General features: G+C 68.3%; 15 protein-coding genes. 10 read left to right on the top strand and 5 right to left on the bottom strand.

Going from position 1 to position 13,911, the window contains the following annotated elements:
- The first annotated feature begins 133 nt into the window (after positions 1-133).
- The 4 genes from pyrE to ACTIFS_RS17010 all read left to right on the top strand — a co-directional run bounded on the left by pyrE (position 134) and on the right by ACTIFS_RS17010 (position 2,140).
- Positions 134-745, top strand: coding sequence for an orotate phosphoribosyltransferase (gene pyrE / locus ACTIFS_RS17025; RefSeq protein ID WP_439575314.1), 612 nt, complete (start codon positions 134-136; stop codon positions 743-745).
- Positions 742-1,200 carry a hypothetical protein gene (locus ACTIFS_RS17020; protein WP_439575313.1) on the top strand — a complete coding sequence of 153 codons (459 nt, stop codon included), beginning with the start codon at positions 742-744 and terminating at the stop codon, positions 1,198-1,200. The genes pyrE and ACTIFS_RS17020 overlap by 4 nt, the downstream gene beginning before the upstream one ends.
- Positions 1,197-1,625, top strand: coding sequence for a holo-ACP synthase (gene acpS / locus ACTIFS_RS17015; RefSeq protein WP_439575312.1), 429 nt, complete (start codon positions 1,197-1,199; stop codon positions 1,623-1,625). The genes ACTIFS_RS17020 and acpS overlap by 4 nt, the downstream gene beginning before the upstream one ends.
- A 152-nt stretch (positions 1,626-1,777) precedes the next feature.
- A complete protein-coding gene (locus tag ACTIFS_RS17010; RefSeq protein ID WP_439575311.1) occupies positions 1,778-2,140 on the top strand; it encodes a hypothetical protein in 363 nt (120 codons plus the stop codon).
- A gap of 56 nt (positions 2,141-2,196) precedes the next feature.
- Here ACTIFS_RS17010 and ACTIFS_RS17005 read toward each other — a convergent pair whose 3' ends face one another.
- From ACTIFS_RS17005 to ACTIFS_RS16995, 3 genes are all read right to left on the bottom strand, one after another.
- The gene (locus ACTIFS_RS17005; RefSeq protein WP_439575310.1) at positions 2,197-3,123 is read right to left on the bottom strand and encodes an AEC family transporter; all 927 of its coding nucleotides are present in this window, start codon (positions 3,121-3,123) and stop codon (positions 2,197-2,199) included.
- Positions 3,124-3,731: 608 nt separating this feature from the next.
- Positions 3,732-5,441, bottom strand: a complete 1,710-nt coding sequence (locus ACTIFS_RS17000) for an IlvD/Edd family dehydratase (protein WP_439575309.1) — start codon at positions 5,439-5,441, stop codon at positions 3,732-3,734.
- A 98-nt stretch (positions 5,442-5,539) separates the two neighbouring features.
- Positions 5,540-5,848 carry a helix-turn-helix domain-containing protein gene (locus tag ACTIFS_RS16995; protein WP_439575308.1) on the bottom strand — a complete coding sequence of 103 codons (309 nt, stop codon included), beginning with the start codon at positions 5,846-5,848 and terminating at the stop codon, positions 5,540-5,542.
- 431 nt (positions 5,849-6,279) lie between these two features.
- On the opposite strand from ACTIFS_RS16995, the gene ACTIFS_RS16990 reads away from it, so the two are divergent.
- The 3 genes from ACTIFS_RS16990 to ACTIFS_RS16980 are packed head-to-tail and all read left to right on the top strand — an operon-like array spanning position 6,280 to position 8,240.
- Complete coding sequence (locus tag ACTIFS_RS16990; RefSeq protein WP_439575307.1) at positions 6,280-6,717, top strand: gamma-glutamylcyclotransferase family protein; 438 nt, start codon at positions 6,280-6,282, stop codon at positions 6,715-6,717.
- 6 nt (positions 6,718-6,723) lie between these two features.
- Positions 6,724-7,968 (top strand): class I SAM-dependent methyltransferase, encoded by a 1,245-nt coding sequence (locus ACTIFS_RS16985; protein ID WP_439575306.1) that lies wholly within the window; start codon positions 6,724-6,726, stop codon positions 7,966-7,968.
- A complete protein-coding gene (locus tag ACTIFS_RS16980; protein WP_439575305.1) occupies positions 7,953-8,240 on the top strand; it encodes an acylphosphatase in 288 nt (95 codons plus the stop codon). Before ACTIFS_RS16985 ends, ACTIFS_RS16980 begins: the two co-directional genes overlap by 16 nt.
- A gap of 269 nt (positions 8,241-8,509) precedes the next feature.
- Here ACTIFS_RS16980 and ACTIFS_RS16975 read toward each other — a convergent pair whose 3' ends face one another.
- Positions 8,510-9,082, bottom strand: a complete 573-nt coding sequence (locus ACTIFS_RS16975; RefSeq protein WP_439575304.1) for a DinB family protein — start codon at positions 9,080-9,082, stop codon at positions 8,510-8,512.
- Positions 9,083-9,191: 109 nt separating this feature from the next.
- Positions 9,192-10,424 carry a GNAT family N-acetyltransferase gene (locus ACTIFS_RS16970; protein WP_439575303.1) on the bottom strand — a complete coding sequence of 411 codons (1,233 nt, stop codon included), beginning with the start codon at positions 10,422-10,424 and terminating at the stop codon, positions 9,192-9,194.
- Between the two features lie 108 nt (positions 10,425-10,532).
- On the opposite strand from ACTIFS_RS16970, the gene ACTIFS_RS16965 reads away from it, so the two are divergent.
- The 3 genes from ACTIFS_RS16965 to ACTIFS_RS16955 all read left to right on the top strand — a co-directional run bounded on the left by ACTIFS_RS16965 (position 10,533) and on the right by ACTIFS_RS16955 (position 13,694).
- On the top strand, positions 10,533-11,588 hold the full coding sequence (locus tag ACTIFS_RS16965; RefSeq protein WP_439575302.1) for a polysaccharide deacetylase family protein: 1,056 nt from the start codon (positions 10,533-10,535) through the stop codon (positions 11,586-11,588).
- Between the two features lie 107 nt (positions 11,589-11,695).
- Positions 11,696-12,964, top strand: a complete 1,269-nt coding sequence (locus ACTIFS_RS16960; RefSeq protein WP_439575301.1) for a lipoprotein-releasing ABC transporter permease subunit — start codon at positions 11,696-11,698, stop codon at positions 12,962-12,964.
- The gene (locus tag ACTIFS_RS16955) at positions 12,957-13,694 is read left to right on the top strand and encodes an ABC transporter ATP-binding protein (RefSeq protein ID WP_439575300.1); all 738 of its coding nucleotides are present in this window, start codon (positions 12,957-12,959) and stop codon (positions 13,692-13,694) included. Before ACTIFS_RS16960 ends, ACTIFS_RS16955 begins: the two co-directional genes overlap by 8 nt.
- Positions 13,695-13,911 lie beyond the last annotated feature (217 nt).

Genomic DNA, 13,911 nt, shown 5'->3' with positions numbered 1-13,911 from the left:
GCCGGGGTCCATGAAAGTCGCGGGCATCGCACGTCCCGGCGCGACCCTGCCACCGTCGTCCGGTGCTCGCCCTCATTGACTTTCCACCCCCATTCATCGTCTCTCCCGTCAAACCCTGACGGACGCGCCACCCATGACCCCTGACGACGTGCTTGCCGAATTCCGCGCCGCCGGCGCGCTGCTCGAAGGCCATTTCATCCTGTCCTCGGGGCGGCGGAGCCCGGTCTTCCTGCAGAAGATGTTCGTGTTCCAGGACCCCGAGCGCACGGCCCGGCTCTGCGCGGCGCTGGCGGAGAAGGTGCGCGCGCGCTTCGGCCGCATCGACTATGTCGTCTCGCCGGCGGTCGGCGGCATCGTGCCGGGCTACGAGACGGCGCGGCAGCTCGGAGCGAAAGCCATCTTCGTCGAGCGCGAGGAGGGACAGTTCCGCCTGCGTCGCGGCTTCGCCATTCCCGCCGGCGCGCGCGTGCTGGTGGTCGAGGATATCGTCACCACCGGGCTGTCGACCCGCGAGTGCCTCGCGGCGATTGCCGGCCATGCCGGCGAGACGGTGGGGGCGGCCGTGCTGGTCGACCGTTCCGGCGGCACGGTGGATGTCGGCGTGCCGCTGGTCTCGCTGCTGTCCTGGTACGTGTCCGACTATGCCGCGGACGCCCTGCCGCCGGAACTTGCCGCGCTTCCCGCCGTGAAGCCCGGTTCGCGCGGCATCCAGGGCGCGTCTGCCGGTCCCGGGGCGGCTTCGTGACGGAGGAGGGCGCCGGGCCGGCGCCGGCCTCGCGCTCGAAGCTGCTGGTCGGGCTGTTCGTGGTGCTGATCGGCCTCGTCGTGGCCGTGCCCAATGGCTGGCCGCTGGTGCGCTACTGGCAGGCGGGCCAGGGCGAGGCGGTGACCGCCAGCTGGGCCGGATCGCAGACCACCTCATCCTCGCGCGACACGGTGGGCGTGCCGGCCTACACGTTCCAGCGGCGCATCGGGCCGATCGTGCAGGACTGCCGGGTCAATCTCGTCCAGTACCGGCATGCCCCCGACGGCCGGCCGGCGCGCGAGACGCTGCAGGTGGTGCCCGGCACGACCTGCGAGGACATCGTGGTGCTCGACGATCCGCCGCGCGAGCGCATCCCGCTGGTGCTCATCGGACTTGCCACCATGCTGGCCGGGCTCGCCCTCACCGGCCTCGCGCTGAGGAGCCGCCCGACGTGATCATCGGCATCGGCTCGGACCTCTGCGATATCCGGCGCATCGAGCAGTCGCTGGCCCGCCACGGAGAGCGCTTCACCCACCGGCTGTTCACCGAGGTGGAGCGGGCGCGCGCCGAGGGCCGGGCGCACAGGGCCGCCACCTATGCCAAGCGCTTCGCGGCCAAGGAGGCATGCGCCAAGGCTCTCGGCACCGGCATCCGGCGCGGCGTGTTCTGGCGCGACATGGGGGTGGTCAACCTTGCCTCCGGCCGGCCGACCATGGAGCTGACCGGGGGCGCAGCCGCCATGCTGTCGGCGCTCACGCCGGCCGGGCACACGGCCGTCATCCATCTGTCGATCACCGATGACCAGCCCTGGGCGCAGGCCTTCGTGATCATCGAGGCGCTGCCTCTGACCATTTCCCCCGACATGTCCGCGGCGGGCTGAACGGGCGTTCAGGCACGCGCCACGATGCCGCCACTCTTCATTCAGAACGGGTTCAGCGCGGAACCGCTAGGTTTCCTGCACGTTGATCGGTGGAAACCGGCTTCGCGGCGATCTTCGCCTGCGGCCGTCCGTTCACGAGAAAGGGGATTTCCATGATCTCTCGCACGATGAAGATGGCAGCGGCCGGCCTTGTGGTCGCCACCGGCCTCGTCGCCACCATGGCGCCGGCCGAGGCTCAGCGCTATCGGCGCGGCAATCCGGGCGCGGCGATCGGAGCCGGCATCGCGCTTGGCATTCTGGGGATCGGAGCGGCGGCCATCGCCGCCGACCAGCGCCGCCAGGCCTATGAGCGCGGCTATGGCTACTACGGCGGCCCCGGTTATGCCTACGGCCCGGCCCCCTATGCCTATGAGGAGGCGCCGGCCTATTACGCGCCGCCGACCGTCTATTGCCGCCCGAACCGGTCTGCGGACGATCGCTACCCGCACACGTTCGATCGCTGCCGCCGCTACTGACGGCAGGACGGCTTCACGGGAACGGGCGTGGCCTTGCGGCTGCGCCCGTTGTCGTTTCAGTTCACCAGCGTCAGCACCAGCGGGATGGTGATCACCGCGATCAGCGTCTGGACGGTGAGGATCTCCGCCATCAGGGGCGCGTTGCCGCCCATCTGGCGGGCGAGGATGTAGGAGCCGGACGCGGTCGGCATGGCCGCCGAGAGCACGGCGACCTGCAGCGGCACGCCCGAGACGTCCAGCAACATGGCGATGCCGCCGGCCATGGCCGGCATGAGGAACAGCTTCAGGGCCGTGGTCAGCCAGGTGACGGGGCGCGGGCGCAGCGCCTTGCGCACCTCCAGGCCCGCGCCGACCAGCAGCAGGCCGGTGCCGAGCGCCGCCGCTCCGATGATGTCGCCGAACCGCATGACGATGACCGGCAGCGAGACGCCGGACACGTTGAGCAGGATGCCGATGGCCGACGACCAGATGAACGGGTTGGTGACGATGGCCCTGAGGGTCGGCCCGAGCACGATGGGCTTGTCCTGCCCGTAGCGCTGCAGCATGACCACCGCCAGCACGTTGAGCAGCGGGATCATGGCGGCGACCGAGATGGCGGTCAGCGTCAGCCCGGTCTGGCCGTAGAGCGCGCCCGCCGTGGCGATGGCGACGAAGGAGTTCCAGCGCGTCGCGCCCTGGAACACCGAGGTGAAGGCCGGCCCGTCGACCCCCATGCGCCGCGCGAGCAGCGGCTTCAGCGCCAGCAGCAGCGCGGTCATGAGCAGGATGCCGGCGATCAGCGCGAAGCCCATCGCGAAGACCGGCACCGTGCGCAGGTCCGCCTTGGCCATGGTCATCATGATCATGGCCGGGAAGAAGACGTAGTAGGTGGCGCGCTCAAGGCCGACCCAGCCGGCATCGTCCATGAGCTGGCGCGCCTTCAGGATGGCGCCGAGCACGATGACGAGAAAGACCGGGGCAAGGCTTGAGACGACGGTGAGCATGGGGCGGGCCGGGGCACGGGCGCTCCTTCCACCACGCGGCGATGCGGCGCGCAACTGCGCGATGCGCATGGGGGATGTCTGAAAGGGGCGAGAAGGAGGCCGGGTAAAGCGGGAGCAATGGATGTTTCGGCCTGATGCGCGCCGCCTTCGCAGGGTGGCGCCGGCGGTGATCCCCATGGTGCCGGGAGCAATGCCCTTGGCGCCGGCCGTCATCCCCGGCGAGGCCGAAGGCCGAGGGAAGGGGATCCAGATGCCTCCTAATGCGGGGCGCGGCCTGACCTCTCGCACGGCATGGAAGCGACAGGGCTGGATCCCCTTCCCCTCGCTGCGCTCGGCCGGGGATGACGGATAATCCGGCCATCCACGATGTGGTCCCGGTGGATCAGGGGACTTGAGTTGCCTTGCAGACGGGTCCTGCGTCCTTCGAGGCTCGCTGTCGCTCGCACCTCAGGATGAGGAGGGAGCGGATGGCATCCGGGCCGCGAGTGATATCGGCATCGCGCTTCAGACCGTGCTGCAACTAACCTCCCTCCTCATCCTGAGGTGCGAGCGACAGCGAGCCTCGAAGGACGCAAATGGCCGATGCAGGGCGCGAGCACCGGTCGCGGCTATTTCTCGAGGAAGTCGAAGTCGCAGCCCCGGTCCGCTTGCGTGACGTGGTCGAGATAGAGCTTCCTGTAGCCGCGCTGGCGCTGGCGCATGTGCTTCGGCTTCTTCCACGCCTTGCGGCGAGCGGTCAGCTCCTCTTCCGATACCAGAAGATCCACGCGGCGGTTCGGCACGTCGAGGCTGATGCGGTCGCCGGTGCGCACCAGCGCGAGCGGCGAGCCCTCGGCGGCCTCGGGCGTGACATGCAGAACGATGGTGCCATAGGCCGTGCCGGACATGCGGGCATCGGATATGCGCACCATGTCGGTGACGCCCGCGCGCGCGAGCTTCTTCGGGATCGGCAGCAGGCCGGCCTCCGGCATGCCGGGATGGCCCTTCGGACCGGCATTGCGCATGACGAGAATGTCGTCGGCGGTGACGTCGAGATCCGGATCGTCGATGCGGTTGGTCATGTCCTCGACATCCTCGAAGACGACGGCGCGGCCGGTATGGACCATCAGGTCCGGCGAGGCCGCCGCCGCCTTGATGACCGCCCCGCCCGGCGCCAGCGAGCCGCGCAGGACCGCATGGGCGCCGGTCTTCTTCAGCGGCTGGCCGAGCGGGCGGACGATCGTCTGGCCGGGCACCTCCTCGGCGCGCGCGGCCCAGTCGCCGAGCCGTTCGCCGGTGACGGTCGGCGCATCGAGGTCGAGATGAGCGGACAGTTCCTTAAACAGCTTCGGCACGCCGCCGGCCCAGTGGAAATGTTCCATGTAATTGGCGCCGGCGGGCTTCAGGTCGAGCAGAACGGGCACCTCGCGGCCGAGCCGGTCGAGTTCGTCCAGGTCCCAGGTGAGCCCGAGCCGGCCGGCGATAGCGGCCATGTGGACCACCGCATTGGTGGAACCGCCGATGGCCTGCAGCACCACCATGGCATTCCTGAGCGAGCCCTGCGTGATGACATCCTTCGGCTTGCGGCCGCCGGTCGCCATCTTGACCGCCTCGCGGCCGGAGGCTTCCGCCGCGCGGATGCGGTCGGCATGGGTGGCGGGAATGGTGCCGGTATGGGGCAGGGCCATGCCCAGCGCCTCGGTCAGGCAGGCCATGGTCGAGGCCGTGCCCATGACCATGCAGGTGCCGACGGTGGGGGCGAGGCGCTGCGAGACCGCCTCGATCTCTGCCTCGTCGACCTTGCCGGCCCGGTGCAGCGCCCAGAGCCGGCGGCAGTCGGTGCAGGCGCCCAGCACCTCGCCCTTGTAGTGGCCGACCAGCATGGGCCCGGTGATCAACTGGATCGCCGGCACGTCGGCGGAGGCGGCCCCCATGAGCTGTGCCGGCACGGTCTTGTCGCAGCCGCCGATCAGCACCACCGCGTCCATCGGCTGGGCGCGGATCATCTCCTCGGTGTCGATGGCCATGAGGTTTCTCAGGAACATCGAAGTGGGATTGGCGAAGCTCTCGTGGATCGACACGGTGGGGAAGGCGAAGGGCAGCCCGCCGGAGAGCATGATGCCGCGCTTCACCGCCTCGACCAGCTGGCGCACATTGCCGTGGCAGGGATTGTAGTCGGAGAAGGTGTCGGTGATGCCGATGATCGGCCGGTCGAGCGCATCGTCGGAAAAGCCGGCCGCCTTGATGAAGGCCTTGCGCAGGAACAGCGAGAAGCCGGGATCGCCATAGGCGGTCAGCCCCTTGCGCATGCCGGTCGGACCCTTGGGCTTTTTCGCCATGATGCGGTTCCCCGAGTTCTTCTGGAATCGCACCAAAGCACGGCCGGTTCGGCAGAGCGAGGCACGGCGGAGACGGGCAGGGTCGCGCCGTCCGCCCCTCAGGTCGCTTTCTGTCGCGGGCGGGAAGCGAGCGCCCGCTCGACCGTTTCCGGAGCGTGATCGATCACCCTCAGCAGGTTGAGGGCCATGCGGTCAGGCCGGCGGCGCTTCTGCTCCCAGTCCCTGATGGTTGCGGCGGACAGACCGAATCGCGCTGCGAACCTGTCCTGCGAAAGGTTGAGCCGCTTGCGGATGGCTGCGACATCGACCTCGTCGACATCGAAACTGCGTGCCGCCGACGCCTCGCCGCGTGCAATGGCATGGGCCTCGCGGGCGCTTTCGATCAGCCTCGAACCGAGTTTCGACATGGACCTATCTCCGCTTGATGCCTGCCCGATAGTCCCTGGCAATCATCGGCAAGATGGTCGCCAGCTCATTCCTCTCGGCCCTGGAGAGATTGGCTTTCTCGCCCCTGCCATCGATCGCCAGAAGGAAGACCGGCACGTCGTCTCCACCGAAATAGTAAATCGTCCGATAGCCGCCGCTCTTGCCAGCGCCTGACGGGCGAACCGCATCTTCCGGGCACCGCCCGTCCCGGCAATCAGGTCGCCAGCCAGAGGATCTGCGGCGATGACCGATGCGATATGCTGCAGTTCATCGTCCGTGAGTCCGGCCCGTTTGGCATCGCTATCGAAAGTCGGGGTCGCCAGCACGCCCTGCATGGCTGATATATACGGCAATGCCGTATAGTATGCAATGGCGGGTTGCGTTCTGGCACATCAGTCCGGAGAGTTCGACTGTGCTCTATTTCGCCTACGGCTCGAACATGAACGTGGCCCAGATGGCCCGCCGGGCGCCGCACGCCCGGCCGCTGGGCATCGGCAGGCTCGATCATCACCGGCTCTTCTTCACATGCGACGGCTATGCCGCCGTCCGCTTCCGCCGGGGAGCGAGCGTCTATGGCGTGGTGTGGCGGATCGAGGCCCGGGACGTGGCGGCACTCGACCGCTACGAGGGGGTCGCGGAGGGCTGGTACGTGAAGCGCATGGTGCCGGTACGGATCGCCGGCCGCTCGGCCCTCTGCCTCGTCTATGACGGCGGCACCGTCCTGGAGGGTCGCCGGCCGCGCCGGACCTATTTCAACGAGGCGGTGGTCGGCTCCGCGCTCGCATGGAGCCTTCCCGACCGCTATATCGCGGGGCTTGGCCGCTTCGCGCGGCACGGTTTCCGGGGCTGATCCGACATGAGCATGCTTGCCCACCTGCTTTCGCGCTTCGTGAAGAATGGCCGGCTGACGGTCATCCACCACGACGGCACCCGCGAGGCGTTCGGCTCCGGCGGGAACGGCCCCGAGGTGACGGTGAAGCTGCATGACGCGCGCGTGCAGCGCGAGCTGTTCTTCAACCCGGAACTCGCATCGGCCGAGGCCTATATGGACGGCCGGCTGACCATCGAGGGCGGCAAGGTGCTGGACCTGCTCACCCTGTTCTCGGTGAACCGGGCAGGTCTCGGCGCGCATCCGGTCCAGCAGGCGCTGCGCAAGGTCTGGCGGGCGCTGAGGCGGCGCCACCAGTCCAACAAGGTCGGACAGGCGGCGGCGAACGTGTCGAGCCATTACGACCACCCGCGCGCCTTCTACGAGCTCTGGCTCGATGAGACGATGAGCTATTCCTGCGCCTATTTCTCGCAGCCGGACATGACGCTGAAGGATGCGCAGGTCGCCAAGATGCGCCATATCGCGGCCAAGCTCGCGCTCGAGCCGGGCATGACGGTGGCCGAGATCGGCTCGGGCTGGGGCGGGCTTGCGACCTATCTCGCCGCGGTCTGCGGGGCGAAGGTGACGGCCATCAATGTCTCGCCGGACCAGCTCGCCGCCTCGAAGGACCGCGTGGCCTCGGCCGGCGTCGCCGACCGCGTGACCTTCTTCGAGAAGGACTATCGCGAACTCACCGGCACGTTCGACCGGGTCGTCTCGGTCGGCATGATGGAGCATGTCGGCGTCAATCACTTCGACGACTATTTCGCCACCGTGAAGCGGCTCTGCGGGCGCGACGGCTATGCCATGATCCACGCCATCGGTCGCATGTCACCGCCCGGCACCACGGCGCCGTTCATCCGCAAATACATTTTTCCGGGCGGTTATGTGCCGGCGCTGTCGGAGGTCTTCGCCTCGACCGAGCGGACGGGGCTGTGGGTGGACGATTGCGAGGTGCTGCGCCTCCACTATTACTGGACCATCAGGGCCTGGCGGGAAAATTTCGAGGCCGTGCGCGACCAGGTGGTGGCCATGCAGGGCGAGCGTTTCGCCCGCATGTGGGAGTTCTACCTTGCCGCCGTCGAGCTCGGTTTCCGCGACGGCTCGAACATGGTCTATCAGCTGCTGCTGTCGGAACGGCGCGACGCCGTGCCGGTTACCCGCGACTTCATTACCCAGCGCGAAGCGGAGCTGACGGGGCGGGAGGGCGTGCTGCCATGGCGATCCACCTGACCATTCGCGGTCTCGTCCAGGGGGTCGGCTATCGCCAGTGGTTCCGCCGGCGGGCGCTGGAGCTCGGGGTCTCCGGCTGGGTGCGCAACCGCAGGGACGACACCGTCGAGGCCCTGATCTTCGCGGGTGACGAGGCCTACGAGCAGCTCCTGCGCGACGCCATGAACGGCCCGCTCGGCGCCAAGGTCGATGCCATCGAGGAGAAGTCGATCACCTTCAGCCATCCCGAACGGGAGCAGGTCGAAGGGTTCGAGATCCGGCCGACGGTCTAGACGCCCGATCGTGCTCCGGCCGGCGGCCTGCACCAGGCAACTGCATCCTTCGAGGCTCGCTGCCGCTCGCACCTCAGGATGAGGGGGGCGGTGCATGGCGCCTCGGATAGCTGAAGCGGGACGGCCGGTCTGCAGGCGACACGGATGCCAGTCACCAACGGTGCTCGTCCCGAGGTGCGAGCGAAGCGAGCCTCGAAGGACGCAAATGGCTGGTGCAACGCAATCTCCCCGGCAACGCCACCATGACCCCCTGCAGCTTGAGCCCGGCGTCAGCTTGCCCCCGGCCCCCAGATGGTCTCCTCCGTCCAGCCGAGCTCCGCGAACTCGGCGGCCCTGAGCGGCGCCTCGCCGATGGAGAAGAACTCGTCGAGTTGCGGCGGCCTGACCGATGTTCCCGCCAGCATGGCGTGAGCCTGTCCGCGATGGTGAGTCTGGTGCTGGAAAAGGTGCAGCAGCAGCCGGTCGCGGCGCTCGACCTGCACCCGCCGGATCCGGTTGACGTGGACGGTCTCGCCAAGGGCGGCCTCGGTCAGCGCCTCGCAGACCGCGATCAGCCGGCGGTCGACCGCCGCCTGCTCGCGACGGAGGTCGTCGATGGCCGGGCAGGGCACCACGACATCCCAGGCGCGGGGGCCGAGATCGCCGCCCTCCAGCGCGTCGACATAGAACCAGTCGATGGTCAGGTTGTGGTTCAGCGTGGCGGCAAGGCTTGGAAAGAAGCTGGTGCGGGTCGCGGCAAAGGCTTCCGGCGTCAGCGCCGCGCAGGCGGCCAGCAGCCGGTGGTTGGCCCAGGCATTGTTGTAGGCCATGGCGCGGTAGGTCTCGACCATCGAGGCGGGCATGGCATCTCCTGCGGTCTGGCGGTCCATCGTCCCCGAACCCTGCCCGACCGCCATGCGCTGCGTGGCATCAGCCTCACGGGCGGCACGGCCGCTGTCAGGCAGACCCTTCTCAGGCCAACCCGTCGCCGCGACCCGCCCGCATGCGCCGGAAGCGCTGGACGATCGCCCACAGGGTCGGCGACTGCTTGACCTCGCGCTTGGCGGCGGCCCTGGCGGCCATTGCGCGGGTGGCGAGCTGGCCGCGCCAGGTGACCGCAATGAACTGGTCGAACAGCGGCTCGACCCGGTCGCAGAGGTTCTGCTTGTACTGGGCCTCGCCCGCACCCAGATCGAAAACCGTCAGACCTCGCTCGCAGCAATAGCGCACGAGATGGTGCAGCAGCAGCTCGCCGGGGCTGTCCTTCTGGATGTCGCCGGGCGCCATCGCGTTGAACATGCCTGAATAGCGGCCGCGGGCGATGGTGCCGCCGAAAATGGCGACCGGCTCACCGGCAACGGTCAGGGCGCAGAGTTCCAGCGCCGGGTCGGCCTGGCCGAGGCCCGCCCCGGCCGCATCCAGGATGAAGCTGCGCATGCCGGGTTCGGCAAAGACGTTGTGGATGCCGAGAGCCCGGAAACGTTCGGCCTTCCAGACAAGGAAGAGGTCGGCAAGGCGCTGGATGTCGGACGGTGTTCCGGCAACCGTGAAGGCGACCGGGCCGATTTCGGCCAGGTTGCGCTCCTTCTTGCGCATCTTGCGCCGCGAGTTCGGCGAGACCACCCGCGCCAGCACGGCTTCGGCATCGGCATCGAGGTCGAGCCCGTAGCCGAAGGAGGGCGAGGGGCGGTGGGACAGGGCCGCCAGCGGGTTGTCGACCCCCTCCCAGACATGCGGCTGGCCGGTCAGCGCGAACAGGTCGATGCGCGAGGGGGCCGCCTGGGCGATCTGGCCGAGGACGGAAGCAGCGCCTGCGGCGCCCAGCACGCGACCGGCATCGGGCCGCCACAGGCCCATGGAGAAATTGACGTGGCTGCCGCCGATGAACCGGGCAAGGCCCAGCCCCTGACGTCGCTCGATCGACAGCGGCATGAGCCCGAGCGGCGCCCCGAGGGGATCGTGAATGGCGGCAAGGCAGAGGCTGCGGGTGCCGCCGAGATGGCGCTGGAAGGCCTCCTGCCAGGCGAAGAGCTGATAGCCGCTGTGCGGACAAAGCTGCTGCAGGGCGGTCCAGAGCGGGGCGGCGGCGGCGAAACTGTCAAGGATCCGGACATGGCCCCTGCGACCGGCCGATGCGGCACCGGAACTTCCGGCCGGATCGACGGCCAGGGCGTCGATCGTTGGCGTCTCGACCGTCTGCGACATGATGCACCACCGCTTGGATGGGCGCATGCCTATCAAACAAGTCTCAAGATTTCGTTGGCAGGATGGTGAGCCGGTCCGGTTCGGGCCGACGGTTCGGGGGTGAGCGGGATGGGCGATCTGCGCAACACGGTGTTCAGGGCAGGGCTCGAGGCCCTGTATTTTACCGGCGCCCACCGGATGCTCCGCCCTGTCTTCGGCGGGCTCGGCGCCATCCTCATGCTGCACCATGTCCGCCCGGCCGCCCCGTCCGACTTCGCCCCCAATGCGCTGCTGGAGGTGACGCCGGACTTTCTGGACAGCGTGGTCGAGCGTGTCCGCGCCTCGGGCTTCGACATCGTGGCCATGGACGAGGTGCCCGGCCGGATCGCGGCCGGCGGCGAGGGCCGGCCCTTCGTCGCCTTCACCTTCGACGACGGCTATCGCGACAATGCCGAGCACGCGCTGCCCGTGCTGAAGCGCCATGGCGTGCCCTTCACCATCTATCTGCCGACCGCGTTTGCCGAGCACGAGGGCGAATTGTGGTGGCTGGTCCTGGAGGAGACGATCCGCACGCAGCGGTCGGTGACGGCCCGCATCGGCGGCGGCATCGTCCATTTCGACTGTTCCACCGCAAGCCTCAAGAACGAGGCCTGGGGCGAGATCTACTGGCACCTGAGAAGCCAGCCCGAGACCGAGCTGCGGGCCTATGTCCGCGACCTCGCCGAGCGCCACGGCATCGATTTCCGCGAAACCTGCCGCAAGCTGTGCATGGACTGGGACGAACTGGCCGCGCTCGGCCGCGACCCGCTGGTCACCTTCGGCGCCCATACGGTGAGCCACATCATGCTCGCGAAATATCCGGACGACGTCGCCCGGCAGGAGATGCTGACCTCGCGGGAGGTCATCGAGGCGCGGCTCGGCCGGCCGATCCGGCACTTCGCCTATCCGGTGGGCGATTCGACCTCGGCGGGGCCGCGCGAGTTTGCGCTGGCCCGCGAACTTGGCTTCGCGACTGCCGTCACCACCCGGCCGGGTCTGGTCTATGCCGAGCACCGCGACCATCTCACCGCCCTGCCGCGGGTCTCGCTCAACGGCCATTTCCAGGCGCTGCGCTATCTCGACGTGCTGCTTTCGGGCGCGCCCTTCGCCTTTTTCAACAGGTTCCGGCGGGTCAATGCGGCCTGATCGGGCTTCCCTTCAAAATCCGCCGCGACCCCGTCGCGAGAAGGCCTGAATCAGATAGTTTGTGCATCCCGCGCGGCGAGCCGCCGCACGCCTTGCACGAATGGCCGATGTCAGAGCCCTCCGGAACCAGACCCTTTTCTCCCTTCGAATGGATGCTCTCGCTGCGCTACCTCAGGGCGCGGCGCAAGGAGGGCTTCATCTCGGTCATTGCCGGATTCTCGTTCATCGGGATCATGCTTGGGGTTGCCACCCTCATCATCGTGATGGCGGTGATGAACGGCTTCCGCAAGGAACTGCTCGGCAAGATCCTGGGCGTGCAGGGCCATATGGTGCTGCAGCCGATCGACACGCCGCTGACCGACTTCGCCGAGGTCGCGGCCCGGCTGATGCGGGTGCAGGGGGTGCGGCTTGCCGCTCCCGTCATCGAGGGCCAGGCGCTGGCCTCTTCGCCGTTCAATGCGGGCGGCACGATCGTGCGCGGCATGCGGGCGGAGGACCTCACCCGCCTGCCGCTGATCGCCGCCAACATCAAGCAGGGCGGCCTCGACGATTTCGACGCCGGGCAGGGCATCATGGTCGGCCAGCGGCTCGCCAACCAGCTCTCGCTGCGGCTCGGCGACAACCTGACCCTCGTGTCGCCGCGCGGCGCGGCGACGCCCATGGGCATGACGCCGCGGATCAAGTCCTATCCGATCGTGGCGATCTTCGAAGTGGGCATGACGGAATATGATTCCGCCTTCATCTTCATGCCCTTCGCGGAGGCGCAGGCCTATTTCAACCGGGAGGGGGATGCGTCCTCCATCGAGGTCTATACCGACAATGCCGACCGCATCGAGCACTACCGACGGGTGGTGTCCGAGGCGGTCGAGCGACCGGTCTTCATCGTCGACTGGCGCCAGCGCAACGCCACCTTCTTCTCCGCCCTGCAGGTGGAGCGCAACGTCATGTTCATGATCCTCACCCTGATCGTGCTGGTGGCGGTGCTCAACATCATTTCCGGCCTGATCATGCTGGTGAAGGACAAGGGCCGCGACATTGCCATCCTCCGGACCATGGGGGCGACGCGCGGCGCGGTGATGCGCATCTTCCTGATCACCGGCGCCTCGATCGGCGTGGTGGGCACGCTGGCCGGCTTCGTGCTGGGGGTGGTGGTGTGCCTCAACGTGCAGCGCATCCAGGAGTTCATGTCCTGGGCGACCGGCACCACGTTGTGGGACCCGACCGTCCGGTTCCTGACCCAGATCCCGGCCGAGATGGCGATGGGCGAGACCATTTCCGTGCTGGTCATGGCGCTGATCCTGTCGCTGCTGGCAACCCTCTACCCGTCCTGGCGGGCGGCCAGGCTCGATCCGGTCGAGGCGCTGCGCTATGAGTGAGAACACCGTCGTGACCAGCGAACCCGCCGCTGCCGCTGCGCCGGCCGGCCAGCCGCAGCCGGTGCTCTGGCTTCAGGCCGTCGTGCGCACCTACCGGCAGGCCGGTGCGCCGCTGGAAATCCTGAAAGGCGCCGAGTTTGCCGTCTGGCCGGGCGAGAGCGTGGCGCTGATGGCCCCCTCCGGCACCGGCAAGTCGACGCTCCTGCACATGGCCGGCCTCCTGGAACTGCCCGACGGCGGTGAGGTGTTCATCGGCGGTGCGGCAACCTCGAAACTGCCGGACAGCGAGCGCACCCGCATTCGCCGCGACGAGATCGGCTTCGTCTACCAGTTCCACCATCTGCTGCCGGAATTCTCCGCGCTCGAGAACGTCGTGCTGCCGCAGATGATCAAGGGCCTGACGGCGGCCGAGGCGCGCAAGCGGGCCGCCGAACTGCTCGGCTATCTGGGGCTGGGCAGCCGGGTGCATCACCGCCCCGCGGAACTGTCGGGCGGCGAGCAGCAGCGCGTGGCCATCGCCCGCGCCGTTGCCAATGCGCCGCGCATCCTGCTGGCCGACGAGCCGACCGGCAATCTGGACCCGAAGACTGCCGACCATGTGTTTTCGGCGCTCGGCCAGCTGGTGCGCGCCTCCCAGCTCGCGGCCGTCGTTGCCACCCACAATGTGGATCTGGCCGCCCGCATGGACCGCCGGGTCACCATCCGCGACGGTCAGGTGGTCGAGGTCTGACCGACGGGTTCGCCCGGTAGATATCTGAGAGTCCTGACGATTGCACGCGACTGCGGCGGCGGCGCAGCCGTTAGTCGCCGCTCGCAAATCCAGCATGTTCTTTTTTTGTTCGCACCTCTTGCAATGAGAACAAAAAGCGAACATAGTCGCTTCGTGGCGTTGTGGAGGAGTGAGCGATGATCCGGTCTCTGATCGAGGATGTGGCGGCGCTGGTGGC

This window comes from Phreatobacter sp., assembly GCF_051860605.1.
Classification (GTDB): Bacteria; Pseudomonadota; Alphaproteobacteria; order Rhizobiales; family Phreatobacteraceae; genus Phreatobacter.
The sequence above is the reverse complement of the archived record's forward strand: the minus strand, read 5'-3'. Positions and strand labels throughout refer to the sequence as shown.

Excerpts from the sequence above, each read along its gene's own strand:
- pyrE (WP_439575314.1), top strand. The coding sequence starts at position 134 with ATGACCCCTGACGACGTGCTTGCCGAATTCCGCGCCGCCGGCGCGCTG.
- ACTIFS_RS17010 (WP_439575311.1), top strand. The coding sequence starts at position 1,778 with ATGATCTCTCGCACGATGAAGATGGCAGCGGCCGGCCTTGTGGTCGCC.
- ACTIFS_RS17005 (WP_439575310.1), bottom strand. The coding sequence starts at position 3,123 with ATGCTCACCGTCGTCTCAAGCCTTGCCCCGGTCTTTCTCGTCATCGTG.
- ACTIFS_RS17000 (WP_439575309.1), bottom strand. The coding sequence starts at position 5,441 with ATGGCGAAAAAGCCCAAGGGTCCGACCGGCATGCGCAAGGGGCTGACC.
- ACTIFS_RS16995 (WP_439575308.1), bottom strand. The coding sequence starts at position 5,848 with ATGTCGAAACTCGGTTCGAGGCTGATCGAAAGCGCCCGCGAGGCCCAT.
- ACTIFS_RS16985 (WP_439575306.1), top strand. The coding sequence starts at position 6,724 with ATGAGCATGCTTGCCCACCTGCTTTCGCGCTTCGTGAAGAATGGCCGG.
- ACTIFS_RS16980 (WP_439575305.1), top strand. The coding sequence starts at position 7,953 with ATGGCGATCCACCTGACCATTCGCGGTCTCGTCCAGGGGGTCGGCTAT.
- ACTIFS_RS16975 (WP_439575304.1), bottom strand. The coding sequence starts at position 9,082 with ATGCCCGCCTCGATGGTCGAGACCTACCGCGCCATGGCCTACAACAAT.
- ACTIFS_RS16970 (WP_439575303.1), bottom strand. The coding sequence starts at position 10,424 with ATGTCGCAGACGGTCGAGACGCCAACGATCGACGCCCTGGCCGTCGAT.
- ACTIFS_RS16965 (WP_439575302.1), top strand. The coding sequence starts at position 10,533 with ATGGGCGATCTGCGCAACACGGTGTTCAGGGCAGGGCTCGAGGCCCTG.
- ACTIFS_RS16960 (WP_439575301.1), top strand. The coding sequence starts at position 11,696 with ATGTCAGAGCCCTCCGGAACCAGACCCTTTTCTCCCTTCGAATGGATG.
- ACTIFS_RS16955 (WP_439575300.1), top strand. The coding sequence starts at position 12,957 with ATGAGTGAGAACACCGTCGTGACCAGCGAACCCGCCGCTGCCGCTGCG.